This window comes from Syntrophales bacterium (assembly GCA_026417625.1).
Lineage (GTDB): Bacteria > Desulfobacterota > Syntrophia > Syntrophales > UBA8958 > JAOACW01.
Map to the genome: position 1 here is coordinate 118362 of JAOACW010000001.1, position 25580 is coordinate 143941.

The window sequence follows — 25580 nt, forward strand, 5'->3', positions numbered from 1 at the left end:
TTACACCTCCTCTTCCACCATTGTTATGGCTTGCGGCCAGCATTCATGGGCGCAGATACCGCAACCCTTGCAGTAATCCAAATCCGCAGAGAAGTATCCGTCTTCACCTTCACAGATACAACCCTCGGGACAAAAGATGTAACATATACCGCACTTTATGCATTTGCTGTTATCCCATACGGGTCTTTGTGCCCTCCATGTACCCGTCTTATAATTCCTCGCGTTTCCAGGTTCAAACACGATGCAACCTACACTTACTTCCTGCCAAGTTTCTGGCCATTTCTTTTGATTCATACATTCACCTCACGGCACAACCAAAACTTCTCCATACGCCCTCCGAAGGGCATCTTTATTTCTGTCGGCGAGCTTCCCGAATCGTTCCTCAATAGGTGAGTAAAGTGACTCCAGGGACACCATATTAATGACTTTTACAACAGCACCGAGCATCGTAGTATTAGCTATGGGAACGCCAAGTTCTTCCCTAGCAATGTGTGTAGCATCTACCACTGCCATACGTCCTTCATAATTTAATTGCTTTCTTATCAGATCCGGACTTTTCGCCGTGTTTATAATAATAATTCCCTCTTCCTTTAAACCATCAAGAACGTTAACAAGACCAATGAGACCCGGATCTAGAACAACAACAGCATCTGGATTGTAGATACCCGATCGAACCTTTATGGGTGACTCTGATATTCTGTTGAACGCCATAACGGGCGCTCCCCTCCTCTCAGGACCGAATGCGGGAAACCCCTGAGCATATTTGCCTTCCGAAATTACTGCCAGGGCTAGAAGTTCCACGGATGTCACCGCACCCTGACCACCTCTTCCATGCCACCGAATCTCGATCATCCTCAGATCACCTCAAAAAAATAAGTCTTTCCGTTACAGCATTATGAAAAGGTTGTCAATACCCATTTCACTGGTGGGCGTGAACATGCCCAGTCCGCTCATTTTCATCGAGGACAAACAACTCCAACAATGCCATGGCCATTAACCGATAACCTTCAGCCGTGGGGTGAACAAGATCGTACTGCACAAGAGTTCCGAAATCCACTCCATTATCTATCGCCTTTTTCCAGTAATGATCAGTCCTGGAAATGGGCAATCCGTATTCTTTGGCAAGTTCATCAAGCTGGTTGTAATAACGCTTCACGTAATTATACTCATTCTCATCTTCGAGAAAACTGGAGGTTATTAAGACAATCTCCGCATCACAATCGGCTTGTATCTCCTCGATGATCTCCTGTATGCACATACGGAACTGCTGCGGCGAGTACCCCATAAAAGCATCGTTTAGGGCGAACTGAACAAACACACAATCGGGATTATGGTTTAGAACATCTCTTCTCAGACGATGGAGACCACCAAAAGCTGTATCTCCTGGAACACCACGCCCTATCAGAACAAGACGAGACATGGGGTACGCGTTCTCTATCATCTCCCTGAAGTAGTCAATGTAACCTTTGTGAACCATCCAACCTTGGGTGAGAGAATCACCGAGCGCAACAATTATGGTCGTCTCACCTGAAGAAAGTTTCTTTATTGTTTTTAAAGGTTTAATCACTTCATTAAGACCTCCTCATAAAAATCCCTCCCCTCAGTATCGTTGATCACCACAAGGGGAAGGTCTTCGACAATGAGCCGATGGATGGCTTCTGCTTCCAATTCTGGAAATGCAATCACCTCAGCATACTTCACACACCTCGCAGTATACGCCGCGACACCTCCCAAAGCAGCGAAATAAACCGCTTTGTGTTTTCTTAACGCAGCCACAACCTCAGAGGCCCGCTTTCCTTTCCCAATCATCCCCCGAAGACCCGCTTTTAACAGACAAGGTGTAAAAGGATCCATTCGCGCACTCGTGGTGGGTCCGATGGCTCTCATTTTATTACCAGGACTGAGAGGTGTGGGACCTCCATAAAAAATAACGGAATCAACAATAGGAATAGGTAACGTTTCGCCACGCTCAATCATTTCACAAAGTAATCGGTGTGCCACATCTCTAGCAGTAAATACTTCACCGCTCAGGTAAACCCAATCTCCCGCATGCAAGGAAACACATACTTCTTCCCGAAGTGGCGAAGTAATTTTTCTTGCGGCAAGTTTTACTGTAAATCTCATAGAACTGCCTCTGCCTGACGCACAGCGTAACACTGAATGATAACTGCCACGGGCAAAGTTGCAATATGGCAGGGCTTTATGGCAACCTTTACCCCAAGACAAGTGGTCCTACCTCCAAAACCCTGTGGACCTAAGCCTAGAGCATTTACTCTATCCAGGATATCCCGTTCTAGCTCTCTGGTTTCTTCACTACTGCCCGCTGAGATCCCCACAGGCTCAAGCAGCGCCTTTTTTGCAATAAGCAAAGCCTCCTCCGAAGTACCACCTATACCTACACCGATGATATAAGGTGGACACGCTTTTGCACCGGCAAGGCGCACGTGGTCTAGTACAAATCTCACAATACCATCTCTTCCCTCCGCGGGTATGAGCATAGAAAGCGCAGACATATTCTCGCTGCCACCACCCTTGGGAACCGCAACAAGACGGATGTGATTTCCCGGAACGATATCACAATAAATAACACCCGGGGTATTATCCCCTGTATTTATCCTTGTCAGAGGATTACAGATGGATTTCCTGAGATATCCTCCTCTGTACGCCAATCGAATCCCCTCTTCAATGGCATCTTTCAGAGATCCACCGGAGACATGAACGTCCTGACCTATTTCTGCAAAAACAACAGCAATACCTGTATCCTGACAGATGGGTACGGATGTCTCTGCAGCTAGCGCTGCATTCTCAAGCATGATGCGCAGAGCTTCCTTTGCATGTCCTTCCCGTTCCTCATCAAATGCCCTCCTAAGAGCAGCGAGCACATCTTCACGGATATTGAAATTTGCCTCCAGAAAAAGTTTACAGACCGTTTCAGTAACAGAATCTGCTTTGATCTCCCTAATGACAGAACTCATGGTATCCTATCCTTATCGGCGGGCCGTCTAAATTCTAAAGCACTCCCCAAGGTCATCTGGTCCAGGTATTTCAACTCACCACCAACGGGGACACCTGTAGCAATACGGCTCAAACGCACACCTGTGTTCCCCAGTGCCTGTATGATAAATATCGCTGTCGCATCCCCCTGAACAGTAGGATTTGTAGCCAAAATAACCTCTTCAACTGAACCCTTTCTCACTCTATCCAGGAGTTCTTGTATGTGAATATCTTCAGGTCCTATTCCCTCCAAAGGCGAAAGAACACCGTGTAACACATGGTAAACACCTCGGTATTTGCCCACCTTTTCGATCGCCACTAAAGCATCGGTATCTTCAACTACACATATAACGCTCCTATCTCTCTCGGGATCCCTGCAGATTACACAAAAATCTTCTTCAGAGAGATTATAACAATCCCGGCAAAAACGTATTTTATCTTTAACTTCAAGAATGCTTTCAGCTAAGCGACGAGCATCCTCTAAGGAGCCACGAAGGATAAAATTAACAAGCCGCGTGGCTGTTTTCTCACCTACTCCTGGAAATCGGCAGAACTCAGCGATCAATCGCTGAATAGGAGGTGCATAGCGGGACATAAAACGTCTCTTCCTTTAGTTAACCAATTAACCCCGGAATGTTGAGACCGCCTGTTATTTTCGCCATCTCCTGTGATGCCATCTCATGAGCTTTCCGTATACCCTCATTTACTGCTGCCACTACTAAATCCTGGAGCATTTCTACATCATCGGGATTTACTACATCCTTCTCAATTTTAATCGAGAGGAGTTCGCCCTTCCCATTCACACAAGCGGTGACCATGCCACCACCTGCGGATGCCTCCACGGTTTTAGCCTCCAACTCCTGCTGTAAACGAGCCATCCTCTCTTGAAGCTTTTTGGCCTGTTTCATTAAATTGGCAAAATTTGACAATTACTTACCTCCTCGTTTTGAATCGTAAACTTTTACTTCCTTTACTTCAGCGTCAGGGAAAAAATCCAGTATTTCCTGCAAAGCTCGGGAATTAAGAGCCTGACTTCTAGCTTCAGATAAAGCGTCTTTACCGTCCGACTCCCTTTGTCCATTATAAACCGTTTCATCCCCCTGAACCTCGACAACCAGCCCAGACACATCGCCGCCAAAGAAACGAACAGCCAGATCCCTCAGCTCACCACGAGCCTTTTTCAACAGATCATCTAGAAAGACATGTTTCCGGGGAAAACCAATCTTCAAAACACCATTTTCTAGACTCACGAGGGATCCCCCCTCTAACCGGGCCCCCAAGGGGGGGTTGTTTTTTATCACAAATTCCTTAAAGGAGTCCCATAGTGAACTTCTACTGTCACAGTTCCAACGAGTAGAATCTCCAGGTCGCGCCACATACGCTTCTCTTGACTCATCTTGGAAGGCAAATAATGTTTCTCCTTTCTTCGACCTTTCATCTCCACTGACAATGATTCTCCGTTCCAGCGATTCCAGGCGTTCCAAGATCTCTTCGAGCGTGGGAAGATTCATAAGACGCACCATCTTAAGCACAACAGCCTCCAGACTCAAGCGGTACTGCAGAGATCTTCGCATACTGTCACTACTTGACAGAAGAACATCCAAAAGGTACTCTAACCTCTCTCGTGGCACTTGATTCACCTGCTTTTTCAAATCATCAAAATCGTCCTCTGTAACGCTTAAAACACTGTATGCCTCGGTTCCCATCACCTTCACCAGAAGGAGACTCCGGAAATGCTGGGTTAACATTTCGTGCATCACCACCATATCCATCCCAGCACTGTAAGCCTGTTCGATGACACGTAAACACTGAGGAGCATCTCCCCTGATAATAGATTTACCCAGTTCGTATACAAAGTGCCGATCTTTTCTTCCGAGAAGTTCCTCCACCTGGTCATCTCTTATTTCTCTTCCCGTGTATGAGATTATCTGGTCGAATACACTTTGAGCATCCCTTAAACTACCTTCGCTACTTGCAGCGATCCAGGTTAAAGCTCTCTCGCTTATTTGTACTCCCTCTTTTAAAGCTATTTTTTTCAGATTCTCCACAATGTCTCTTACGGAGAGCCGGAAAAACTCAAAATGTTGACAACGGGAGAGTATTGTTGCGGGGATTTTATGCACCTCCGTAGTCGCGAAAATAAAAACAACATGGGACGGAGGTTCTTCAAGGCTTTTCAGAAGAGCATTGAACGCCTCCCGGGTCAGCATATGAACTTCGTCTATTATGTACACCTTATACCGACAGGAAGCAGGCAAAAACTTTATATTCTCTCTAAGTTCCCTGATCTCATCAATCCCCCTGTTTGATGCCCCATCTATTTCGCGCACATCCAGGGATATTCCATCGCGGATTTCCCTGCAATTCGCACATCCATCACACGGACTAGGGGTCGGTCCATGAACGCAATTCAGCGCTTTGGCCAGAATCCTAGCCACTGATGTTTTCCCCACTCCTCTGGGACCACTAAAAAGAAAAGCATGTGCAATCCGCCCATGGGTTATCGCATTCCTCAGGGTGGTCACTACATGGTGCTGACCAACAACCTCATCCAAGGTTTGGGGTCTCCACTTGCGAGCTATTACCAGGTACTCAGACATGATCACCACAAAAACGAACAAAGAATAGCCAGGTTTACCCGCAGCACACGTCGGAAATTGCTACCGCTGCTTCCTTCCGGACCTGACGGGGTTCACAACCCTCCGTTGCACGGGACCCGGCTATTCTGAAAAAATTTATGGCGGAGAGAGCGGGATTCGAACCCGCGGTACACCTTTTGGGCATACACACGATTTCCAGTCGTGCCCTTTCGGCCTCTCAGGCATCTCTCCGTTCTTTCATAAACATGGCGGAGAGAGGGGGATTCGAACCCCCGTGAGGGCTTTTGACCCCCAAATCGATTTCGAGTCGACCCCGTTACGACCACTTCGGTATCTCTCCGCTCTATAATTATTATCTCTTTTTCCGGAAAAATCCACTCAAAATTTCTCCACATGCATCGCCTAGTACCCCTTCAGTAACTTCTACCACATGGTTCAAACGCTTATCGGAAAACAGACTGTACATGGATTTCACCGCTCCTCCTTTCGGATCCGCCGCACCGTAAACCACCCGGGCAACACGCGCATGAATAATGGCACCCGCACACATAACGCAAGGTTCTAAGGTAACGTAAAGCGTAGTGCCCGGTAGTCTGTAATTGCCCAGAATTCGAGCAGCTTCCCGAAGCACAAGCACCTCCGCGTGTGCTGTAGGATCTACTAAGGAAATAGGACTATTATGAGCTTTCGCGAGTATACGGCCCTCTATTGTTAAAACTGCACCAACGGGTACTTCGCCCCTATTCATCGCTTTCATTGCCTGTTCCAAGGCTATCCTCATCATTTTTTCGTCTTCGTTCATAGATCCTATTCCAATACGAGAAATTCACCTTGTCAACCATTTTGATTGATTTTTAAAGACTTTTTCTATAAAAATGACACCAACACATTCAATAACACTTCGAGGCCCAGAATGGAAAACAACGAGAAGATCGAAAAAGTAGCAGGAATGATTTTGGAAAGCGAAAAAATAGTCGTATTCACCGGAGCTGGAGTCAGCACAGAATCCGGCATCCCCGACTTCCGTAGCCCAGGAGGTATATGGTCCCGCTTTGATCCTGAAGATTTCACTATTTACAAATTTCTGTACGATCCTGTGGCGAGGCGCAAACATTGGCAGTTCCTCAGGGAAAGCGGCTTGTTCGACGATTCTGTAAAACCAAATGCAGCCCACTACGCCATTGCGTGGCTGGAATCCATCGGTAAACTCACGTGTGTAATCACACAGAACATCGACAACCTCCACCAGAAAGCGGGGAATAATCCCCAGAAGGTATACGAGCTTCATGGTAATATGCAGTGGATAAAATGTCTCGAATGTTATGCTCGTTTTGACCTTCTAGATATACTAAAAAAATACAGTCATCATGATGAGGTTCCTTACTGCCCCAATTGTAAAGGCCTCCTCAAACCAGACGTGATCTTTTTCGGGGAAGAACTCCCCTCACAAACTCTTAGAGAGGCAAGAGAACATGCCAGTTCTTGTGACTTGTTAATAGTTATAGGTTCCTCACTTGTTGTCTATCCTGCAGCTTATATACCCCTTTACGCCAAAATGGCGGGGGCTCGCCTGGTCATCATAAATCTCTCACCAACACCCTACGATAACGAAGCGGATATAGTCATTTGCGGGCCTGCAGGAGAAACTATGACCAAAATAGTTGAGGAGGTAAAAAAAGGCCTGAGCTACTCATGTGCCTGATAATCCTTGCATACAAGGTTCATCCCACTTACCAACTCATAATGGTGGCGAACAGGGACGAGTTCTACGACAGGCCATCCGCACCAGCTGATTTTTGGGAGGAAAATCCCCTTATTTTAGCCGGTCGGGATTTAAAGGAGGGTGGTACGTGGTGCGGTATAACAAAAGAGGGTAAATTTGCCGCTCTCACAAACTACAGAGATCCTCAGGCTCTAAAAATAGGTGCCCCATCGCGAGGGCTGGTGGTACGCCGCTTCCTGGAAAGCGATGATTCGCCCGAGAAATTCTTAGAATGGCTAAAAGCCAACGGGGGAAAATTCAACGGTTTCAGCATAGTATTTGGCACACCTTTGTCTCTGTTTCACTATTCAAACAGAGGAGGTTTTGGCCCACTAACTCCTGGTATCCACGGTTTGAGCAATGCCTTAATTGACACCCCTTGGCCAAAGGTTAAACGAGGCGTCGCAGCAGTGGAGCACATCCTTGGGAATAAAAAGAGGTTAAATCCTTTGGAGCTCCTTCAGTGTTTGCACGATGAAAAAATCGCTCCCGATGAGGAATTGCCCAACACAGGCGTAGGTAGGGAGTGGGAAAGGTTACTCTCCCCCCTCTTCATTCGAAGTTCCATATACGGAACCCGATCGACAACTGTCATTCTGCTAAATGAAAGTGGAAAGGGTATATTCATTGAGCAAAACTTCAATGGGGAAAAGGAACCTTGGATGATCTCCATATTCCATCTGGAGGGACCTAATGGAAAGAAGGGAGTATCCTGATAGACCTGTTGTTGGTGTGGGAGCTGTTGTATTCAAAGATGAAAAGGTCTTACTAGTGAAAAGAGGCGTACCACCTAGGAAAGATCTGTGGGCTATCCCTGGTGGTAGTGTAAAACTGGGTGAAACACTCAAAGAGAGCGCAGTAAGAGAAGTCTGGGAGGAAACGGGTATAACTATAGAGGTAGGAGATATAATCTACGTTTTTGACCTGATCGAGAGAGACAAAAACGGAAAGATCTGTTATCATTTTGTGGTAATAGATTTCTTGGCACGGTACATTAGTGGAGAGGTCAAAAGTGGTGATGACGCCTCAGAGGCTCGCTGGATCAGCAGAGAAGAATGCCTTCATCTGCCCCTTTCAGAGAATACAGAGAAACTTTTAAGAAAACAAGGATTTATAAGTTAAAATGTGCGTTGTGGTTCATTAATTCAGAAAAGGAGGTAAAATCATGAAAGTTGTTTACTCACCAGCATTTGAGGTGTCTTATTGTTCCGATCCCGCAGCAGCGCCGGGCAGAATGGAGGCAATACTCAAAGAGATAAAAGATAAAGTACAATTTGTGGAACCTCAGCCCGCTTCGGAAGAAGATATTGCAGCGGTCCACACAAAACCCCATATAGATATGGTAAAACGTGAAGGTATCTACAACATAGCTGCTCTGGCAGCAGGCGGAGCTATCCTTGCAGCCAAAATAGGACTGGAAGAACCAAGTTTTGCCCTCATTCGTCCACCGGGACACCATGCCTCTGCAAACAGTGCCTGGGGTTTCTGCTATTTCAACAATATGGCTATTGCACTGGAAAAATTGCGTTCTGATGGACTGATCAATATTGCCAGGGTCCTCGACATTGATCTGCACTTCGGTGACGGGACGGTAAATATCCTCAATCCCAAGGGATACGTGACAATTTATAATCCATCGTCATCAATTCGAGGTGAATACTTAAAAAGTGTGGAATCCTTCTTGTTCGGCGCATGTGCCGATATTATAGGAGTATCCGCAGGTTTCGACAATCACGTGGAAGATTGGGGTGGATTATTAACCACCTCCGATTACAGAGAGATAGGCCAGATGGTAAGAGAAGCAGCAAGACGCAACCAGGGTGGGTGTTTTGCCATCCTAGAAGGAGGATACAATCACCGCGTTTTAGGCAAAAACGTTCTCGCTTTTCTAGAGGGTTTGGGCAACCTATAGCCCATTTCCAGAAGAGCTTAAAGTGTACTATTCATCTGTTCAGTCTTAGATCGACCTCCCTATCTCGAAACCCTCGAGTATGGCATCTTTGATCATGCGTGCCTGGACACAATCTCCCACAAAGTAAACTTCTGGGGTTTTACCTAAAAAAATTCTTGTTTTTTCTTGATCAGCTTTGAAACCCACAGCTATGATCACATAGTCACCTTCCACAGTTTCCACCTTGCCGTTATACTCAACCTGAACACCCTCCTTCGTTATCCCTACAACCTTAACACCTGTTTTCATTCTTATCCCTTCACTTTTTAAACGGGCAAGGAAAAACGGCCGATATGTAGGCGATACATTATCAGCCATACGGTCAAGCATCTCTAAAATTGTGACCGAAGATATCCCTTCCCCCCTGAGCAAAACGTGCTCCGCTGTTTCACAACCCACCATGCCACCCCCGATTACAATCACGTTTCCTCTTACTCTTCTTACGTCCTGCAGAACATCCTCTGCTGTGACCACATGCGGCAGATCCACACCGGGTATTTCGGGAATTGTGGTCTCGGCCCCGGTGGCCACAATGACTACATCTGGTTTTTCCTCTTCAATTAGAGCCTCATCAACTCTCGTGTTCAATCTCACATCCACTTCAGCTCTTTTCAACCGTTCTGAAAAACTGTTAATCAAATCTGTTATCTCTTCTTTATAAGGAGGAATGGCTGCCAATGACAAACGCCCTCCTAACCTCCCGTGTTCCTCGAACAGAGAAACTTTGTGGCCTCTAACTGCCGCGATAATAGCCGCCTCCATACCGGCGGGTCCACCTCCTATTACATAAACTTTTTTCTTTACGTCTGGTACCTTCAGGAGGTCAGTGCCCTCCCGTCCTGCTTCTGGGTTTACAGCACAGTAAGTTGTCGCAGGTTCTCCCCACTTCCTGTAGCAGGCCATAACCTCCGTAAGACAGTGAGAACATGCGAGACAAGGGATAATCTCTTTCCATCTGCCCTCCCGAGCCTTGTTGGGAAGAAACGGATCCGCCATGAGAGCCCTCCCCATTCCCACCAGATCCGCTTTTCCATCCGCAAGAATCTCTTCTGCAACAAAGGGACTGTTTATGCGATTTGCCGCAATAACAGGCACCGACACAGTTGCCTTAATCTGAGCAGCAAGATGTGCAAATGCCCCCCTAGGCAGCGATGGGGCAACCGTAGGGACTGTGGACTCATGCCAACCGGTGTAAACATTAATAATATCAATACCTGCTTCTTCCAGAATCTTCGCCACAATCTTCGAATCTTCAATTGTATGTCCCCCCGGCATCTGCTCTTCCACATTGAGTCGGCAACTATAAATAAAATCCTCACCTGCCTCCTTCTTCATGGCATCAATTACTTCCAGAATAATCCGCATACGATTCTCGAGACTACCACCATACCGATCATTCCGCTTGTTGCTTATGGGCGAAAGAAATCTATTCAGCAGATAACCGCCACCAACGAGGATCTCCACGGCATCAAAACCCCCTTCCCTAGCCCGGCGGGCCGCCTTTCCGCATTCTTTGACGATATACGTAATCTCGTCCTCCGTTAATTCTCTTGGCATTACCCTAAGCAACTGATTAACAACCGCCGATGGTGCAACAACTTCAGGTTTGCCCTCTTTAAAGACCACATGATATGAAATTATCAGTTGGGCTGCAGTCCTTGCTCCATGCTTATGAATCTCACCTGTCAATCTCCTAATCCCCGGCAAAAAACGATCATCGTAAAGGCCGGGTTCCACAGGGGAACCGGCTTTTACAGGCGAAAAAGGTATAATAATGAGGCCTGTTCCCCCCTTGGCACGCTCAGCAAAGAAATTTATGAATCGATCCCCCACCTCCTCATCCTTCTCCGTATATCCCGTTGTCATCGGTAACATAACTATACGGTTTCGGATCTCCAAACCCTTTATCCTAACCGGTGTGAACAATCTCTCAAATTCCACGACACCCCTCCCGAATGACTAATTTTTTAAAGATGTTTTCAATTCTTTAAAACTCAGTGAAACCCCGTGTCAAGCTTTATTAAAACTATAAATTCATTGATTCAAAAAATACTTGACAATTGGCAATTTAGGTCGTAGATGTTTTCTAATTATAGAAAAGGGAATTTACCGATGGCAATGGGAACACCGAGTTGCGGGATAGTAAACGTAGTAGTAGTACGGAGGGGCACCGCTGCTCGGTGAAAAATATCGAGTAAATACCGAGCCGCGGGCCCCAAAACCCGCGGCTTTTTTGTTTGTTAAACAAAAAGCCGCTCAGTAACAGCGGCTTTTGTGTTTTGAAAATCCAAAAGGGAGGTGTCAAAATTGCAACTTAAAGGAGCTGAGATTCTCATTAAAGTTTTAGAGGAAGAAGGTGTGAAAACGATATTCGGCTACCCTGGTGGTGTTCTTCTTGACATATACGATGAACTCTACAGGAGCAAAATTAGACACATTCTAGTGCGTCATGAGCAGGGTGCGGTGCATGCCGCCGATGGTTATGCCAGAGCTTCCGGGGAAGTGGGTGTCGTCCTGGTTACGTCGGGACCTGGAGCAGCGAATACAGTAACAGGTATTGCTACTGCCTACATGGATTCCATACCCATAGTTGTTCTAACAGGTCAGGTTCCGACCCATCTTATAGGTACGGATGCATTTCAGGAAGTGGACATCATCGGTATTACCCGACCATGCACAAAACATAACTTCCAGGTCCGCCGGGTGGAAGAATTGGCTAAGACCCTTCATGAAGCATTTCACATTGCCCGCTCTGGGCGACCAGGACCAGTACTCGTGGACCTACCCAAAGACGTTATTGCATCCACAACAGAATATTTTCCCCAGCAAAGATTAAAAGATGAAAAAGTGGAGTTTAGGCCCCCGTCTAAGAAGGCCTTTTATGTTTTGGACCTTTTAAATGAAGCCAAAAAACCCCTGATACTATCAGGTGGTGGTGTGATACTCGGTAGAGCCTCGGAGGAGTTAAGAAAACTCGCCTGGCGAACGAAAATACCTGTAACGTCTACCCTTATGGGGCTGGGAGCTTTTCCAGGAACCGATCCTCTTTGGCTTGGCATGCCCGGCATGCATGGGACCTACTATGCCAATATGGCAATCAGCCACTGTGATCTGTTAATCGCCATTGGTGTGCGTTTTGACGATCGTGTAACAGGGAAAATTGACAACTTTGCTTCACACGCAAAAATCGTACACGTAGACATTGATCCCTCATCGATAAACAAAAACGTTATGGTGGATGTTCCCATTGTGAGTGACTGCAGAAGTGCTCTCATGACGTTCAACGACCTTCTGGAAAAGCAGAATTTCAACGTCACCTATGAACAGAGAAAGGAATGGCTTGAACTCATAGAAGAGTGGAAGCGAGAATACCCCCTTACCTATGCACACAGTGAATCGGAAATTAAACCCCAGTACGTTATAGAAACACTTTACAAATTGACGAAAGGAAAGGCAATCATAACCACCGAAGTGGGTCAGAATCAAATGTGGGCAGCTCAATTTTATAAATTTGACGAACCCAACAGATTTCTCTCCTCAGGAGGGCTGGGAACGATGGGTTACGGTTTTCCAGCTGCAATTGGCGCCAAAATCGCGCGTCCTGATATGCTCGTCATAGACATAGCTGGAGATGGAAGTATCCAGATGAACATCCAGGAGATGGCTACCGCTGTTCAGGATAACATCCCTGTGAAAATAGTTCTCATAAACAACGGGTATCTTGGGATGGTACGCCAGTGGCAACAGCTTTTTTACGGAAAACGCTACTCTTACTCCGATATAGCGTGTCAACCCGATTTTCTTAAATTAGCCGAAGCGTATGGGTGGCTAGGTCTGAAAGCCACAAAACCTGAAGAAGTAGAACCCGTCCTCAGGAAGGGCTTAGAATACTCGGGTCCGGCAATAATGGATTTCCATGTGTCACGAGAAGAGTGCGTTTACCCCATGGTTAGACCAGGCGGTCCACTCCACGAAATGACCCTAGGAAGAGAAATGGTAAATTGAAGTAATAAAAAAACTACCAGGGGAGGTAAAGTTATGGAAAAAAAACCACGCACACTGGCCTTGACCGTGAATAACAAACCTGACGTGCTCGCTCGCGTTGCAGGTGTTCTGGGAGGAAGAGGCTACAACATTGAAACCCTGTGTGTGGACGCCACAATGGATCCCGCGTACTCAAAGATAATTCTAACCACGATACAGGACAAAAACACTATAACGAAGATTGAGAAACAGCTCATGAAATTGATCGATGTGCACAAGGTTGCAGATATCACTGAAATAGCACACGTTACCAGAGAAATGATGCTCGTCCGCATGAAGTTAACGGAATCTAACAAAGGAGATCTCGCTCTTATTGTCAACGCCTATCAGGGACGGGTAGTTACAATGAACGGTGATTATTGTGTGATTGAAATAACTGGGGACAAAGAACAGATCGAAAATGCTCTTGAAAGCTTAAAGCCCCTAGGAATTGATGATATGGCCAGAACTGGAATAGTTGCATTAGAAAGACAACCCTAAATTTCAAAGGAGGAGCAAACAATGGCAAAACTAATCATCGGTGATGTGGTGGAAGAGGTTATAACATCCGAAGAATTTACTCTTGACATGGCCAGGGAAGTTCTAAAAGATGAAGTGGTTGCTGTTTTGGGTTATGGGGTACAGGGTAGAGGCCAAGCTCTGAATATGCGGGACAATGGCATAAACGTTATTGTTGGTTCCGCCGGTTATAACTGGAACAAGGCAAAGGAGGAAGGTTTCGAACCTGGAAAAACCCTTTTCCCCATGATGGAAGCAGCTGCAAAGGGTACCATTATCCAATTTCTGGTTCCCGATGCTCAACAGAAGGCCATGTGGCCCGAGTTAAAACCCCACCTCACAAAGGGCAAAGCCCTCTATTTCTCCCATGGTTTTTCCATAGTATACAAGGATCAGACCGGTGTCATTCCTCCCCCCGATATCGACGTTATAATGGTTGCTCCCAAAGGCGCGGGGAGAACCGTAAGGGACAATTTTTTGGCAGGCAGTGGCATCAATTCCAGTTTTGCCATCTACCAGGATGCCACGGGAAGAGCTAGGGAGAGAACCCTAGCGATCGGGGTTGCTATTGGTTCCGGTTATCTATTCCCCACAACCTTTGAAATGGAAGTTTACAGTGATCTGACTGGTGAAAGAGGGGTTCTGATGGGTTGCTTGGCGGGCATCCTAGAAGCTCAGTACAACGAACTTCGAAAGAGAGGTCACAGCCCCAGCGAAGCATTTAATGAAACAGTAGAGGAACTAACCCAGAGCTTGATCCCCCTGGTCGCAGAAAATGGAATGGACTGGATGTATGCAAACTGCAGCACCACTGCACAGAGAGGAGCCCTGGATTGGAAGAACCGTTTTCGTGATGCCGTAGCTCCTCTATTCGAGGAACTATACGACAGAGTGAAATCGGGAAAGGAGACAGAGATAGTTCTCAGCGCATGTGCAGCACCCAATTACCGTGATATGCTTCAAAAAGAACTTGAGGAAATGAGAAGCCATGAAATGTGGCAGGCAGGAGCTGTTCTTCGAAGCTTGCGGCCTGAAAGAAGAAGAAAAAAATAAAAAGGAGAAGCTTATATGCGCAGTGATCTGATGAAAAAAGGGTTAGAAAGGGCCCCCCACAGAGCGCTTTTCAAAGCTATGGGTTACACAGATGAGGAAATCCATCGCCCTATGGTTGGTGTTATCAATTCTTTCAACGAAATCATTCCCGGGCACATACATCTACGAACGATAACTGAAGACGTAAAAGCGGGCGTAAGACTCGCCGGGGGCACTCCTGTGGAGTTTCCTGTAATTGGGATATGCGATGGTATTGCCATGGGGCATGAAGGCATGAAGTATTCCCTTGCGAGTAGGGAACTTATTGCTGACTCCATTGAATCGATGGTAATGGCCCATCCATTTGACGCCTTGGTGATGGTAACCAACTGCGACAAGATCGTACCTGGAATGCTCATGGCAGCCCTAAGAGTGAACATCCCCACGATCGTCATAAGTGGGGGACCTATGTTGGCTGGTCACTACCAGGGAAGAACAATTGACCTTATAAGTGTCTTTGAAGGAATCGGGCAAGTAAAGGCTAGAAAAATCTCTCAGAAGGAACTTTTGGAGATTGAAAACAGAGCCTGTCCAGGATGTGGTTCCTGCTCCGGTATGTACACGGCTAATTCTATGAATTGCATGACGGAGGCCCTGGGACTGGGACTACCGGGAAACGGCACCATCCCCGCAATCAGTGCCCAGAGGAGACGTTTAGCCAAAGATGCGGGTATGAGAATCATGTACCTTCTGAAAAACAACATCAAACCTCGTGACATAGCCACCCTAGAAGCCTTCAAAAATGCCATTGCAGTGGATATGGCCCTTGGGTGTTCAACAAATACGGTGCTTCACCTTACAGCCATTGCCTATGAGGCGGGCATAAACCTAGATCTCGCTCTTTTTAACGAGATAAGTGCCAAAACACCAAACCTTTGCAAACTAAGTCCCGCTGGGTCCCATCATCTTGAAGATCTCGATGCCGCTGGAGGAGTTCCAGCGGTCATGAAAAGAATCTCCTCCCTAGGGCTCATAGATGAAACCTTAATCACAGTCACAGGAAAGACAGTAGGTGAAAACATAAAAAATGCCCTCGTTCTTGATGATGACGTTATAAGGCCCCTCGAAAAACCCTACCATAGCGAAGGAGGTTTAGCTATTCTCAAAGGTAATCTGGCACCAGAAGGTGCCGTTGTGAAACAGTCGGCGGTTGACAAAAGTATGCTTGTGAGGGAAGGTCCCGCTCGTGTCTTTAATTCAGAGGAAGAAGCCATCCAAGCCATCCTCGGCGGAAAAATAAAACCTGGCGATGTGGTGGTCATTCGCTATGAGGGTCCAAAGGGTGGGCCTGGTATGAGAGAAATGCTGGCCCCCACATCTGCCATTGCTGGTATGGGACTAGACACTACCGTTGCCCTCCTAACGGACGGGAGATTCAGCGGTGGAACGAGAGGGGCCGCCATAGGACACATTTCACCGGAAGCGGCTGAAGGTGGACCCATTGCTTTAGTGAATGAGGGTGACATCATCGCCATCGATATTCCCGGCAAAAAAATCACATTGAAAGTATCAACTGAAGAATTGAGAAAACGAAAGAAGACTTTCAAGCCTAAAGAGCCGGCGATAAAAACTGGATACCTTGCCCGTTACTCAAAACTCGTTACCTCAGCGAGCACAGGGGCAATACTTAAATACTGAGGAGGCGAAAATATGTCTCATCCTAGAGATGTCTTCCTACGAGAAATTGACGAGGTTATGATTCTCATAAAAAGGATAAACCTCTGCATTGAAGAGAAGAGAGATTTTAACCTGAAAGAAGTTTCGGAATACATAATTGAAATTCAAGAATTTTTAGAAAACTTAAGCAAGCTCCCTCTCGAGGCCTTACATAAAAACGATAAAGAAGAATTCTTTCTTCACCTCAGAAAACTGAAAAACATCTTCAAAACGCTCGAAGATTTGCACATAAACGAAGATCTTAAGAGGAACAAGGAAACATTGCTCCACGAAATAGAGAAGGAAACGGAAAGTTTCTGGAATGCAACCTCCAAATGGGGGAAAATTCTTAACTTTATGTACGACTCTCCCTGATGAACAATGTAACTGAGAATAGTAAGACCCATTTGACCTCTGGAATGGAAGTGATTAATATATAATGCGCAGAGGGAAGCAGTGGGTATCTCATGAAGAAAGAAAATATCCCTATGACACCTGCTATAAGGCTGTTAAAAGAAGCAGGACAGTCATTCACGATCAAGTTCTACCGGTACCAGGAAAAGGGTGGCACAAAGGCTGCAGCGAGAGAACTTAAGGTAGATGAACACATAATAGTTAAGACCATCGTTATGGAAGACGAAAGTGGTAATCCTTTTTTGGTATTAATGCACGGTGACCGGGAAGTATCCACCAAATCCATGGCAAGAATATTAGGAGTTAAAAAGGTTTACCTCTGCGATCCCAAAGTTGCGGAGAAACACACCGGCTATAAAGTGGGTGGAACTTCTCCGTTCGGCACAAAAAAGAAGCTACCTGTTTACGTAGAAGAGACCATTATGTCACTACCCTATGTACTGATAAACGCAGGAGGACGAGGTATATTAGCAGAATTATCCCCTAAAACTATAGAGGAACTTTTAAATCCCGTAAATGTAAACGTAGCCATATAGGTTTAACTATGGAATACGATTACATTATTGTGCGTTGCCTACACTGTGGCACAAAAAACCGAATTCCCCGGGAAAGGTTGGGAGACAAACCCAGCTGTGGAAAGTGTCGTGCACCGCTTGATGAAATGATTATAAGATGTTTGCACTGCGGTACGAAAAACCGCATGCCTGAAGAACGTCCCCACGACAAGCCGCGTTGTGGTCGCTGTGGATTACCTCTAGTTTTGGGAGGCGAAATAGGCCGGCCCATTGAAGTTACAGATGCCTCCTTTTTCAGAGAAGTTCTCAAAAATTCTGGGACTGTTGTAGTTGATTGCTGGGCTCCATGGTGCGTCCCGTGCCGTTCCGTGGACCTCCTTATAGAAGACCTTGCGGTGAGGTATGCGGGGGGTGCCAAATTTGCGAAACTGAACGTAGACGAAAACCCAGTAACCACCCTCCAGTATAGCATTCGCAATATACCTACTCTACTTTTCTTTCAAGCAGGAGAACTGAGAGATAGATTGGTTGGAGCTATGTCTCCTGAAGAGATAGAGAAAAGGCTTCTCGCCATCATAAAAACCAACTGAGATAAGTGAAATGGAAAAATCAGGTTCTTCACCCGTATATTCATGTCGGATATTTCAGGTATACGAAGAGGTCGTAGAATATCCCAATGGCCGGAAAAGTCGCTTCAGTAGGATAGAACATGCACCGTGCATAGCCGTGGTGCCTATAAATGAAAAAGGTGAACTCATCCTCATTCGCCAGTGGAGACCAGCAGTTGGCGACTACCTGATAGAGATACCTGCCGGTGTCATTGATCATGGTGAATCCGTAGAAGAGTGTGTACAGAGAGAACTTGCAGAAGAAACGGGTTATCGTGCCGGAGAAATTACAAAGCTTTTCGAGGGTTATCTAGTCCCCGGTTATTGCAACGAGTATATGTACTTTTATCTCGCAAGAAACCTTGTAGAATACCCTCTACCACCCGATGAAGACGAGGATGTCGAACTGATTCCCGTTACTCAGGAAGAAGCGGAAAATATGATAAAAAATGGAAGAATTAAAGATACAAAAACCGCCCTCGGTATTAAACTTGCCCTTGATTTTTTGAACGTATCCGAAAACATCTAGTTAAATCTTCCTCTTTTCTGAAGATCGATTTCCAGTCTCTTAAGTGTTTCTAGATCATCTCTCAGTCGTCTGTTCTCCTTCTCCAACCTATCGATCTCTTTCGTCGTTTGTTCCAGAGATCGCCTCACCCTCTCCAGGTCACTCTGACAAACACCCACCCGCTCAAGAGCTTCGTTCTTACTCAGCTCCGAAGATTCCAATCCATCGATGACCTTTATGAAGAGACGCGCATAGGGCGCCCATCTGCTATCAGGATATTCAGCCAACAGAACGGAAAACATCTCCCTCGCCTTAAAATAGTCTTCCATCTCTATTTTGCCTTTAACAATTATGTTGCACGCCTCACGGAAAAGTTTTGCATCGGGACTGACCATAGAAACGACAGGTGAAACAGGATTCAAAGTTTGAGTACTGGCGCATCCCCAAAAAAACAGAACAAAAAATACGATGAAAAACCCTCTCACAGTGCAATATCCTCTGCACTAACCACTTTACTTCCCGGCAGAGTTTTACCGTAATTCTTAACCTGGGCCACCGCCCTTGCCATTTCGATGGGATTCTTGTACATCCTTCCATCATCAGTGACGATAGAAATCGTCAAGGAGATCAATGGAAAAAACAGCACATTCCCCTTTCTATCCCGCCCCCAAATACCCCCACTCTTCCGATCCTCCTCAGTGTAAAATTTAAGACTCCTCCGATCGAATTCCTGGATTATCCATAAGGCCATAGTACGTGCCCGCTCCGGTTCATCCAGAAGAACAAAATCATCTCCTCCGATATGCCCGATAAAAGTCAACTGACCTCCCATCTTTTTTTTCGCCTCCTCTAAAATAAGGGCCACCTCCCTTATAACCTCACTTCCCCAAGCATATCCATAGTTGTCACCGTAAGGTTTAAAATTGTCCAAATCAATGTGGCATAAACTGAAAGGTATACCGCCATGAAGACGCTTACTAATTTCCTCTTCTATAGCTCGATTACCGGGCAAACCCGTTAATGGGCTAGCATCAAGGAGCATAGCTTCGAGTACTTTCAGTTTTTCTACCATTGCGTCAAAGGCCTTTGAAAGACTACCTATTTCGTCATTGCGACTTAAATTGATCTTCTCGTTAAAATTTCCCTGCGCAATGAGAGACGTCATCTTTTCCAGCCGGCTCAGCGGTTTTGAAATATCAAGGGTCACCCGAACAGCCAGAAATAAACCGAGGAAAAGCCCTGAAATGGTTAGAAGCATCGTTATCCTCGATGCTTTCACGCTTTCCCTGTTTATCTCCTTTATACGGGCATCTACAGTTTGTTCCGCTTTCCTCTGAAGAGCTTTTATGCTGGACAACAAACTTTCAAAAAAATGCTTCCCCTTATCCTCTGAAAGCCTCGTTGCCTCTCCCAATCTCCCTTCATTAATCAAACTAACTTTCTGTCGAAATAATTCCTCGTATTCCGATTTTGCCAACATTACCTTCTCCAAATAATAGGAGAACCCAGGTAACTTCAGATCCGCCACTGAGTCAATCATCCTCTGCAATTCTGAACTGTACAACCAAAAAAGCGCTGCAATAGAGTCATCTTTCATTACGAGAAACTTCTTCTCCACATTTTCCATCCCCAGTGCAAGATCAGCCATCTTCCTCGAATTCTCCAAAGCTTCATAGTCTTTACTTATTACGGAACTGGCCAGTTCACTCATATCTTTAAGACGGAAAATGGCGTAGGACCCTGCAATTAGGGTAAATCCTGCCACAATAGTGAAACAAATCAACAACCGCTTCCCAATGGTCACGAATTTTAAGTACCACAATAGTTCCGACAATGCAAAAAACAAAGAAACATTCGATAAAAAGATACTCACATCCGATATTGTGCAATAGCCAAACCCGCTAAACCCTCTGGACCCCAGAAAGACCAAAAAAAAGGAAAAGGTGGTAATGTGGATTACTGGTTCAAAAACTTTTTGATCAAAGGATTGAGGCGATATATCTGGATGCCCAAAATCGAATTGCCTATATCTCTCTTTACCTAAAAAATTCCAGTGTTCCCTTGGTAAGAGGTTGGCTAAAAAAGACTATGGATCCAGGGGAGGGATATTTAGACCTACGGTCATTGTGGGCAAAGCAAAAAAAATATCACCTCAGGAATTAAAAATCCCCGAGCCTAAGTATCAACCATGACTTAAATAGAAGATCCACTCTCATTTAAAACACTTGCGCTCTAATGCCCTGTGACTAGACATGGGACCACTTCCAGACATATCAATGACCATCCATTAATACGTTTTTCTACAAATATTCCTCTTTCCAACTCATTCCACCTCAGGTGGTTGGGGCAAAGGCACATCTTTTGGAACAATGTATTGTTTCACCAATTGACTAGTTCTTGCGACGTTCAGTTTCTGGAATAAAAATGCAAATTTAGCTTCCAATTCTTCACCTAGACTCTTAAGTACCCCCTCTGGTAAATGCCAGAGTTCAAATTTGAAGGGTCCAAAACCTTTCTTCCGCGTTTTGTATATAAACTGTTCGTCCGTATCGGTTTCCTTCTTTTCAGCTATACATTCCTTGCGCAAATAATCATAAATCTTCGATTTTAACTCTTGGGGAAACACTGGACTGTCGTAAACAAGGTTCTGAAAACCGGTTGCCAAGTGAACCTCCGCTGTCCCAACCGCAGGGAACATGTCAAAAGCTTCATCTGGAAGGGTAGATGCGCCATGCTGTACAGCTCCCGCCAGTCCGTACTTTTCCCTAGCCGCTTTTGAGAGTTTTTCCAAAGTATCAAAATCCAATTTAACACGTGCTATTGTCCCGTCGGGCAGAGGAACCCCTCCATGGGTCGTTCCCGTCTGAACACTTATCTTACTTATCCCCTTAATATCGTGACCGCTTTTCAGCAATTCTTCCTTGAATCCCTCCATGAAAGCATCAAGCTCCTCTACAGTACTATTCTTACCCCCAACCTCACCTATTTCTCCTCCTATGGATATGGTCACACCACGGGGTTCTAAATCCCTGATTACCGTAGCCAATTCCGCAGCCAAAATAAAATTCAAACGCTGCTGCTCTTTTACATCTTCCTTAGACAAGTCCACTAGCGTAGACGTATCCACATCAATATTGTAAAAACCCGCCTCAATTGCCTCCCAGATCAGATCTTTTACCGCTTTAACCTCTGATTCTGGATCTTTTCTGTATCGAGACAAACTTATCTGAAAATGATCACCCTGCAGGAAAAGAGGACCTTTATAGCCCACCTTAATTGCAGCAGCCATAACAGCGACTGTGTACTCCTCGGGTCTCTGACGGGTGTAATCAATCTCTGACCGGGCTATTTCAAATATCACCGGTCCCACATCAAGCGCCATCGCCGCCCTTAGCACCGCTTGGGCCGTATCGTAAGTTATCATCCTGATATTAATTGCTGGGACGGTAAATCCCCCCACCTCTCCCCGTCCCATTGCCTCATAAAGCGGCTGGATTGAAGAAGGCACAATGCCGAGCGCAGCTCCAGCACGACGGATCAACCAGCGCGCTACCTTCATCGTCACTGGAGAAGGGCTGAATACCGCTGTATACACTAGATCATCAATAAGAGACGTCCGCAGAGAATCCTCGCTTAGGATTCTCACTTCATCTCCCTCCGGCTGAAGAATGCCCTTTATACCTTCGCGCAACTGCGACATATCATGGAATATCATATCCCCCTCCTAAGATTGCTTGAGAAAGTGCGCGGCTTTTTCAACCTCATACCGACTTCCTATGTAAATCGGACTCCTCTGGCTGAGGTCTTCCACCGGTATGTCCAGAATTGGTACCAGACCATCTGTAGCAGCTCCACCCGCCTGCTCAATTAGAAATGCCATCGGCTGCAGCTCAAAGAGAAGTCTCAACTTACCTTTAGGACTGTTTCTCAGCGCGGGATACGTAAAAATCCCCCCGTTCTTTATGAGTATCTGATTGATGTCGGGAACAAAACCACCACTGTATCTAAGTTTGTAACCTTCATCTTCCAAAAATTCCACAAACCTAAGATGGGCATCAGTCCATTCCTTCCGCAAACCACCAAGGCTGTAAATATCGCCTTTCTCCTTAAGTTGGATATTTTCCTGAGACAGAACGTATTCACCCTCCCGGTTAAGCACAAATTCATGAGTTCCCTTACCCGCAGAATAAACCATCGTTATTAGAGGTCCATATGTGATGTACAGAGCAGCCACCATAGTATCGCGTCCCTTACCTAGCATCGTATCCCTGTGAATACCAATTATGGTTCCGATGGCAAGGTTCGTGTCCACAAGTGAAGAACCATCAAGAGGATCAGCTGTGATCACATACTTTTCGTGACCCTGTCCTATGGTGATGATCTCGTTGCCCTCTTCGGAAGCGTACTCTTTAACAAAACCAGAAAACTTAAGCTGATTCCTCAAAATCTCATCGGAGCTTCTATCTAGCGCAAGCTGTTCCTCACCGTAAATATTCTTAAATCCCGCTAGCTTGCGATTCGCCTCGTGGATCTTTGCAGAAATGTACTTTCCTGTTACAGCAATCTGCCAGATCAACCTCCTAAGATCCTGCTCTACCCCCGCCATCCACATATGACGCCTAAGATCTACATAGAACCTCGTATAATCAGAAATACCCTCTCCCATGATATCACCTACTTATCTTAACTTTTTTTGTTAAATAACAATGATTTATCAGTTTGACAAGGGCATTTTTGAACATAAATCCTCACAGTAACACCCCACACAACACCACAACAAAAACCATCGACAACGCTATGAGATCCCTCACTGTAATACGAAAGTCATAAAGGCTCGTTCTTTTACCGAGCCCGTAACCCCGGGCATCCATGGTGCGTGCCAGCTCTTCGGCTCGACGAAACGCACCTATCATGAGAGGAATTGTAACACGACTGGTTCGTACCACACGCATCTTGAAATCGCCTCCAAAAAAATCCCCACCACGAGACAAATAGGCCAAGCGCAATCGATTGTATTCATCAACAAACGTCGGAACAAAACGTAAAGCCATGACCACCATGATCGCCAGTTCCTGAACAGGAACCCCAACTCTTCTCAATGGACCAAGGAGATAATTGAATCCCGTTACAAGTGCTGATAGAGGCGTCGTAACTGTTAGCAAAAACCCTCCGTAAAAGAGTAAAAGATACTGCCAAACGACAAAAGTTCCTCTCAATAAACCGTCCCATGTTATCCTAGCTGCTCCAACTGACACGATAGCTTCACCATCTGAAAAAAAGACATGTAGAGAGAAAATAATAAGGGCAAAATAGAAAAAAGGTTTCATTGCAGATCCTATCTGAGCGGGATTGAGGCGAGCTAGAAGAGTAATTGCAACAAAAACAACGGTAAGAAGAGCAAGAACATGCCAGCTACTTTGAAAGGTCACTAAACTAAGAAGAACTGAAGCTACAATCTTTACCCTCGGGTCTACTCTGTGAATGGGCGAACTCCCAGGCACAAAGATTCCAAAGCCAAAAGTTTTACTTAGCACGTGCGTTCGTAAACCGCGTGCCGAGACTGAATTTTCCAAACCAACCACCCCCGTCACCGGAAATGATCCAGTAACTTTGTTATCTCCTCCAAAACCCCCTCGGTTGTATTGATATCTGTGCGAACTGGAAAACCCAGAGACCTCATACGGCACATCAAATCAACCAAGGGTGGAGGCTCAATACGCAAATTAGGACTACTGCACAGAAAATCAAAAACATCCTCTGGTGAACCACAGCATGGGAATCCCCCATAATCCATAACCAAAATACGATCAGCCTCCATAAGCTCAGAGACATCATGACTGATATGAATGACGGTAATACCCCTTCGGTGTAAATCCGCGATGAGATTCAATATTCTCTTCTTACTTGAAGGGTCGAGATAAACAGTGGGTTCATCACACACCAAATACCGCGGTTGCATCGCCAAAACAGCTGCAAAATTTACCAACCTCTTTTCGCCACCCGATAGAGTATAAGGCATGCGAGAAGCTAAATGGGCTATCCCACACGTTGTGAGAGCCTCGTCCACCCTCCGTTTAATCTCCCGAGGAGGAAAACCGAGATTCTCCGGTCCAAAGGCGACATCCTCTTCCACCGTTAAACCGATGATCTGAGAATCAGGATTCTGAAACACCATGCCGACTAGACTACGGATCTTTTTAACAGACACCTGATCATTGGTGTACATTCCATCCACACAAACGGTTCCTCTATGGGGCAGCAATAGCCCATTTAGTAGATAAGCCAGTGTACTCTTACCACATCCATTCGGTCCAATAATACCTAGGTACTCTCCTTCAAAGATGGTGAGATTCACATCCCTAAGAATACAAACTTCTGAGCCGTAAGAAAAAGTCACATTTTTTAGCTCAATCATATGACCTTCAGCGATTTCACTTTTTTCGCGATTAAAGCGGCAAGTACGACCTTTATTAACTCACCGGGAATCATGGGTGCAAGACCAACAGCAATAGTCTTCTGAAAACTCAACTGAGCGACAACCATAAGTTGAAACAGACCAAGCCCATACACAAGAATAAGACCCGTCAAGGCAGAAAAGACAAACCATTTTACACTTGATTCTTCCCTTAAGGAAACAACATATCCAATAACATAGGCACCACAGACAAAACCGATTAAGTAACCTCCGGTGGGTCCAAAAAGCACTCCCATACCTGCTTTACCGCCAGCAAAAACTGGCAAACCCATAATACCGAGAAACAAATAAACAAGCTGACTCATAGCCCCCATAGTTTTCCCAAGGAGCAAACCCGACAAAACAACAAAAAAAGTCTGCATTGTTATGGGAACGGGAGGTAAAGGAATGGATATATATGCCCCAACAGCGGTCAAAGCTCCAAACATGGCGGCATAAGACATTCCCCTGAGTGTCACCTGAC

The 25580-nt window shown here is 45.7% G+C and carries 29 protein-coding genes, 2 tRNA genes and 1 other RNA gene; 12 read left to right on the top strand and 20 right to left on the bottom strand.

What is annotated here, in order from left to right; genetic code table 11:
* From N2317_00585 to tadA, 12 genes are all read right to left on the bottom strand, one after another.
* Positions 1 to 294: a 4Fe-4S binding protein gene (locus N2317_00585; protein ID MCX7815994.1), complete on the bottom strand. Its 294-nt coding sequence runs from the start codon at positions 292 to 294 to the stop codon at positions 1 to 3.
* Between the two features lie 9 nt (positions 295 to 303).
* Positions 304 to 852: a 2-oxoacid:acceptor oxidoreductase family protein gene (locus N2317_00590; GenBank protein MCX7815995.1), complete on the bottom strand. Its 549-nt coding sequence runs from the start codon at positions 850 to 852 to the stop codon at positions 304 to 306.
* Positions 853 to 919: 67 nt separating this feature from the next.
* Positions 920 to 1567 carry a GDSL-type esterase/lipase family protein gene (locus N2317_00595; protein ID MCX7815996.1) on the bottom strand — a complete coding sequence of 216 codons (648 nt, stop codon included), beginning with the start codon at positions 1565 to 1567 and terminating at the stop codon, positions 920 to 922.
* Entirely contained in the window at positions 1564 to 2124 is a 561-nt protein-coding gene (locus tag N2317_00600) for a FumA C-terminus/TtdB family hydratase beta subunit (protein ID MCX7815997.1), read from the bottom strand. Before N2317_00600 ends, N2317_00595 begins: the two co-directional genes overlap by 4 nt.
* Positions 2121 to 2975 (bottom strand): fumarate hydratase, encoded by an 855-nt coding sequence (locus tag N2317_00605; protein MCX7815998.1) that lies wholly within the window; start codon positions 2973 to 2975, stop codon positions 2121 to 2123. Before N2317_00605 ends, N2317_00600 begins: the two co-directional genes overlap by 4 nt.
* Entirely contained in the window at positions 2972 to 3589 is a 618-nt protein-coding gene (recR, locus tag N2317_00610; protein ID MCX7815999.1) for a recombination mediator RecR, read from the bottom strand. Before recR ends, N2317_00605 begins: the two co-directional genes overlap by 4 nt.
* Before the next feature lie 19 nt (positions 3590 to 3608).
* Positions 3609 to 3923 (bottom strand): YbaB/EbfC family nucleoid-associated protein, encoded by a 315-nt coding sequence (locus tag N2317_00615; GenBank protein ID MCX7816000.1) that lies wholly within the window; start codon positions 3921 to 3923, stop codon positions 3609 to 3611.
* Positions 3924 to 5594, bottom strand: a complete 1671-nt coding sequence (dnaX, locus tag N2317_00620) for a DNA polymerase III subunit gamma/tau (protein ID MCX7816001.1) — start codon at positions 5592 to 5594, stop codon at positions 3924 to 3926.
* Positions 5595 to 5617: 23 nt separating this feature from the next.
* An RNA gene (gene ffs / locus N2317_00625) (signal recognition particle sRNA small type) lies at positions 5618 to 5716 on the bottom strand.
* Between the two features lie 16 nt (positions 5717 to 5732).
* Positions 5733 to 5825: transfer RNA gene (locus N2317_00630), tRNA-Ser, on the bottom strand.
* Between the two features lie 15 nt (positions 5826 to 5840).
* Positions 5841 to 5934 (bottom strand) — tRNA-Ser (locus N2317_00635).
* Between the two features lie 12 nt (positions 5935 to 5946).
* Entirely contained in the window at positions 5947 to 6396 is a 450-nt protein-coding gene (gene tadA, locus N2317_00640) for a tRNA adenosine(34) deaminase TadA (GenBank protein MCX7816002.1), read from the bottom strand.
* A 111-nt stretch (positions 6397 to 6507) separates the two neighbouring features.
* Between tadA and N2317_00645 the strand changes: the two genes are divergently transcribed.
* From N2317_00645 to N2317_00660, 4 genes are read left to right on the top strand one after another with little or no spacing between them, the layout of a single operon-like run.
* Complete coding sequence (locus N2317_00645; GenBank protein MCX7816003.1) at positions 6508 to 7296, top strand: NAD-dependent deacylase; 789 nt, start codon at positions 6508 to 6510, stop codon at positions 7294 to 7296.
* Positions 7287 to 8072 (top strand): NRDE family protein, encoded by a 786-nt coding sequence (locus N2317_00650; GenBank protein ID MCX7816004.1) that lies wholly within the window; start codon positions 7287 to 7289, stop codon positions 8070 to 8072. The genes N2317_00645 and N2317_00650 overlap by 10 nt, the downstream gene beginning before the upstream one ends.
* Positions 8050 to 8478 (top strand): NUDIX hydrolase, encoded by a 429-nt coding sequence (locus N2317_00655; GenBank protein MCX7816005.1) that lies wholly within the window; start codon positions 8050 to 8052, stop codon positions 8476 to 8478. The genes N2317_00650 and N2317_00655 overlap by 23 nt, the downstream gene beginning before the upstream one ends.
* Before the next feature lie 43 nt (positions 8479 to 8521).
* A complete protein-coding gene (locus tag N2317_00660) occupies positions 8522 to 9268 on the top strand; it encodes a histone deacetylase family protein (protein MCX7816006.1) in 747 nt (248 codons plus the stop codon).
* 45 nt (positions 9269 to 9313) lie between these two features.
* Here N2317_00660 and N2317_00665 read toward each other — a convergent pair whose 3' ends face one another.
* Positions 9314 to 11248: an FAD-dependent oxidoreductase gene (locus N2317_00665; protein ID MCX7816007.1), complete on the bottom strand. Its 1935-nt coding sequence runs from the start codon at positions 11246 to 11248 to the stop codon at positions 9314 to 9316.
* A gap of 366 nt (positions 11249 to 11614) precedes the next feature.
* Here N2317_00665 and ilvB point away from each other — a divergent pair, with 366 nt between their 5' ends.
* From ilvB to N2317_00705, 8 genes are all read left to right on the top strand, one after another.
* On the top strand, positions 11615 to 13312 hold the full coding sequence (ilvB, locus tag N2317_00670) for a biosynthetic-type acetolactate synthase large subunit (protein ID MCX7816008.1): 1698 nt from the start codon (positions 11615 to 11617) through the stop codon (positions 13310 to 13312).
* A gap of 33 nt (positions 13313 to 13345) precedes the next feature.
* Positions 13346 to 13831: an acetolactate synthase small subunit gene (gene ilvN, locus N2317_00675; GenBank protein MCX7816009.1), complete on the top strand. Its 486-nt coding sequence runs from the start codon at positions 13346 to 13348 to the stop codon at positions 13829 to 13831.
* A 21-nt stretch (positions 13832 to 13852) separates the two neighbouring features.
* Positions 13853 to 14902, top strand: a complete 1050-nt coding sequence (gene ilvC / locus N2317_00680; GenBank protein ID MCX7816010.1) for a ketol-acid reductoisomerase — start codon at positions 13853 to 13855, stop codon at positions 14900 to 14902.
* Positions 14903 to 14917: 15 nt separating this feature from the next.
* On the top strand, positions 14918 to 16579 hold the full coding sequence (gene ilvD / locus N2317_00685) for a dihydroxy-acid dehydratase (GenBank protein ID MCX7816011.1): 1662 nt from the start codon (positions 14918 to 14920) through the stop codon (positions 16577 to 16579).
* A 12-nt stretch (positions 16580 to 16591) separates the two neighbouring features.
* Entirely contained in the window at positions 16592 to 16972 is a 381-nt protein-coding gene (locus N2317_00690) for a hypothetical protein (GenBank protein ID MCX7816012.1), read from the top strand.
* 92 nt (positions 16973 to 17064) lie between these two features.
* Positions 17065 to 17547 (top strand): aminoacyl-tRNA deacylase, encoded by a 483-nt coding sequence (locus N2317_00695; GenBank protein MCX7816013.1) that lies wholly within the window; start codon positions 17065 to 17067, stop codon positions 17545 to 17547.
* 8 nt (positions 17548 to 17555) lie between these two features.
* On the top strand, positions 17556 to 18116 hold the full coding sequence (locus tag N2317_00700; GenBank protein MCX7816014.1) for a thioredoxin domain-containing protein: 561 nt from the start codon (positions 17556 to 17558) through the stop codon (positions 18114 to 18116).
* 10 nt (positions 18117 to 18126) lie between these two features.
* Complete coding sequence (locus N2317_00705; GenBank protein MCX7816015.1) at positions 18127 to 18663, top strand: NUDIX hydrolase; 537 nt, start codon at positions 18127 to 18129, stop codon at positions 18661 to 18663.
* Here N2317_00705 and N2317_00710 read toward each other — a convergent pair.
* From N2317_00710 to N2317_00740, 7 genes are all read right to left on the bottom strand, one after another.
* Complete coding sequence (locus tag N2317_00710) at positions 18660 to 19127, bottom strand: hypothetical protein (protein MCX7816016.1); 468 nt, start codon at positions 19125 to 19127, stop codon at positions 18660 to 18662. The genes N2317_00705 and N2317_00710 overlap by 4 nt on opposite strands.
* Positions 19124 to 20425 (bottom strand): diguanylate cyclase, encoded by a 1302-nt coding sequence (locus N2317_00715; GenBank protein MCX7816017.1) that lies wholly within the window; start codon positions 20423 to 20425, stop codon positions 19124 to 19126. Before N2317_00715 ends, N2317_00710 begins: the two co-directional genes overlap by 4 nt.
* 540 nt (positions 20426 to 20965) lie before the next feature.
* On the bottom strand, positions 20966 to 22357 hold the full coding sequence (locus tag N2317_00720; GenBank protein ID MCX7816018.1) for a class II fructose-bisphosphate aldolase: 1392 nt from the start codon (positions 22355 to 22357) through the stop codon (positions 20966 to 20968).
* A gap of 9 nt (positions 22358 to 22366) precedes the next feature.
* The gene (locus N2317_00725; protein MCX7816019.1) at positions 22367 to 23308 is read right to left on the bottom strand and encodes a fructose-1,6-bisphosphatase; all 942 of its coding nucleotides are present in this window, start codon (positions 23306 to 23308) and stop codon (positions 22367 to 22369) included.
* 82 nt (positions 23309 to 23390) lie between these two features.
* Positions 23391 to 24215 (bottom strand): energy-coupling factor transporter transmembrane protein EcfT, encoded by an 825-nt coding sequence (locus N2317_00730; protein ID MCX7816020.1) that lies wholly within the window; start codon positions 24213 to 24215, stop codon positions 23391 to 23393.
* A 14-nt stretch (positions 24216 to 24229) separates the two neighbouring features.
* Positions 24230 to 25057: an ATP-binding cassette domain-containing protein gene (locus N2317_00735; protein MCX7816021.1), complete on the bottom strand. Its 828-nt coding sequence runs from the start codon at positions 25055 to 25057 to the stop codon at positions 24230 to 24232.
* Positions 25054 to 25575: a biotin transporter BioY gene (locus tag N2317_00740; GenBank protein MCX7816022.1), complete on the bottom strand. Its 522-nt coding sequence runs from the start codon at positions 25573 to 25575 to the stop codon at positions 25054 to 25056. The genes N2317_00735 and N2317_00740 overlap by 4 nt, the downstream gene beginning before the upstream one ends.
* Positions 25576 to 25580: the final 5 nt, after the last annotated feature.

Coding starts and splice junctions, on each gene's coding strand:
- N2317_00585 (MCX7815994.1), bottom strand. CDS start 294: ATGAATCAAAAGAAATGGCCAGAAACTTGGCAGGAAGTAAGTGTAGGT.
- N2317_00590 (MCX7815995.1), bottom strand. CDS start 852: ATGATCGAGATTCGGTGGCATGGAAGAGGTGGTCAGGGTGCGGTGACA.
- N2317_00600 (MCX7815997.1), bottom strand. CDS start 2,124: ATGAGATTTACAGTAAAACTTGCCGCAAGAAAAATTACTTCGCCACTT.
- N2317_00605 (MCX7815998.1), bottom strand. CDS start 2,975: ATGAGTTCTGTCATTAGGGAGATCAAAGCAGATTCTGTTACTGAAACG.
- recR (MCX7815999.1), bottom strand. CDS start 3,589: ATGTCCCGCTATGCACCTCCTATTCAGCGATTGATCGCTGAGTTCTGC.
- dnaX (MCX7816001.1), bottom strand. CDS start 5,594: ATGTCTGAGTACCTGGTAATAGCTCGCAAGTGGAGACCCCAAACCTTG.
- tadA (MCX7816002.1), bottom strand. CDS start 6,396: ATGAACGAAGACGAAAAAATGATGAGGATAGCCTTGGAACAGGCAATG.
- N2317_00645 (MCX7816003.1), top strand. CDS start 6,508: ATGGAAAACAACGAGAAGATCGAAAAAGTAGCAGGAATGATTTTGGAA.
- N2317_00650 (MCX7816004.1), top strand. CDS start 7,287: ATGTGCCTGATAATCCTTGCATACAAGGTTCATCCCACTTACCAACTC.
- N2317_00655 (MCX7816005.1), top strand. CDS start 8,050: ATGGAAAGAAGGGAGTATCCTGATAGACCTGTTGTTGGTGTGGGAGCT.
- N2317_00660 (MCX7816006.1), top strand. CDS start 8,522: ATGAAAGTTGTTTACTCACCAGCATTTGAGGTGTCTTATTGTTCCGAT.
- ilvN (MCX7816009.1), top strand. CDS start 13,346: ATGGAAAAAAAACCACGCACACTGGCCTTGACCGTGAATAACAAACCT.
- ilvC (MCX7816010.1), top strand. CDS start 13,853: ATGGCAAAACTAATCATCGGTGATGTGGTGGAAGAGGTTATAACATCC.
- ilvD (MCX7816011.1), top strand. CDS start 14,918: ATGCGCAGTGATCTGATGAAAAAAGGGTTAGAAAGGGCCCCCCACAGA.
- N2317_00690 (MCX7816012.1), top strand. CDS start 16,592: ATGTCTCATCCTAGAGATGTCTTCCTACGAGAAATTGACGAGGTTATG.
- N2317_00695 (MCX7816013.1), top strand. CDS start 17,065: ATGAAGAAAGAAAATATCCCTATGACACCTGCTATAAGGCTGTTAAAA.
- N2317_00700 (MCX7816014.1), top strand. CDS start 17,556: ATGGAATACGATTACATTATTGTGCGTTGCCTACACTGTGGCACAAAA.
- N2317_00705 (MCX7816015.1), top strand. CDS start 18,127: ATGGAAAAATCAGGTTCTTCACCCGTATATTCATGTCGGATATTTCAG.
- N2317_00720 (MCX7816018.1), bottom strand. CDS start 22,357: ATGATATTCCATGATATGTCGCAGTTGCGCGAAGGTATAAAGGGCATT.
- N2317_00725 (MCX7816019.1), bottom strand. CDS start 23,308: ATGGGAGAGGGTATTTCTGATTATACGAGGTTCTATGTAGATCTTAGG.
- N2317_00735 (MCX7816021.1), bottom strand. CDS start 25,057: ATGATTGAGCTAAAAAATGTGACTTTTTCTTACGGCTCAGAAGTTTGT.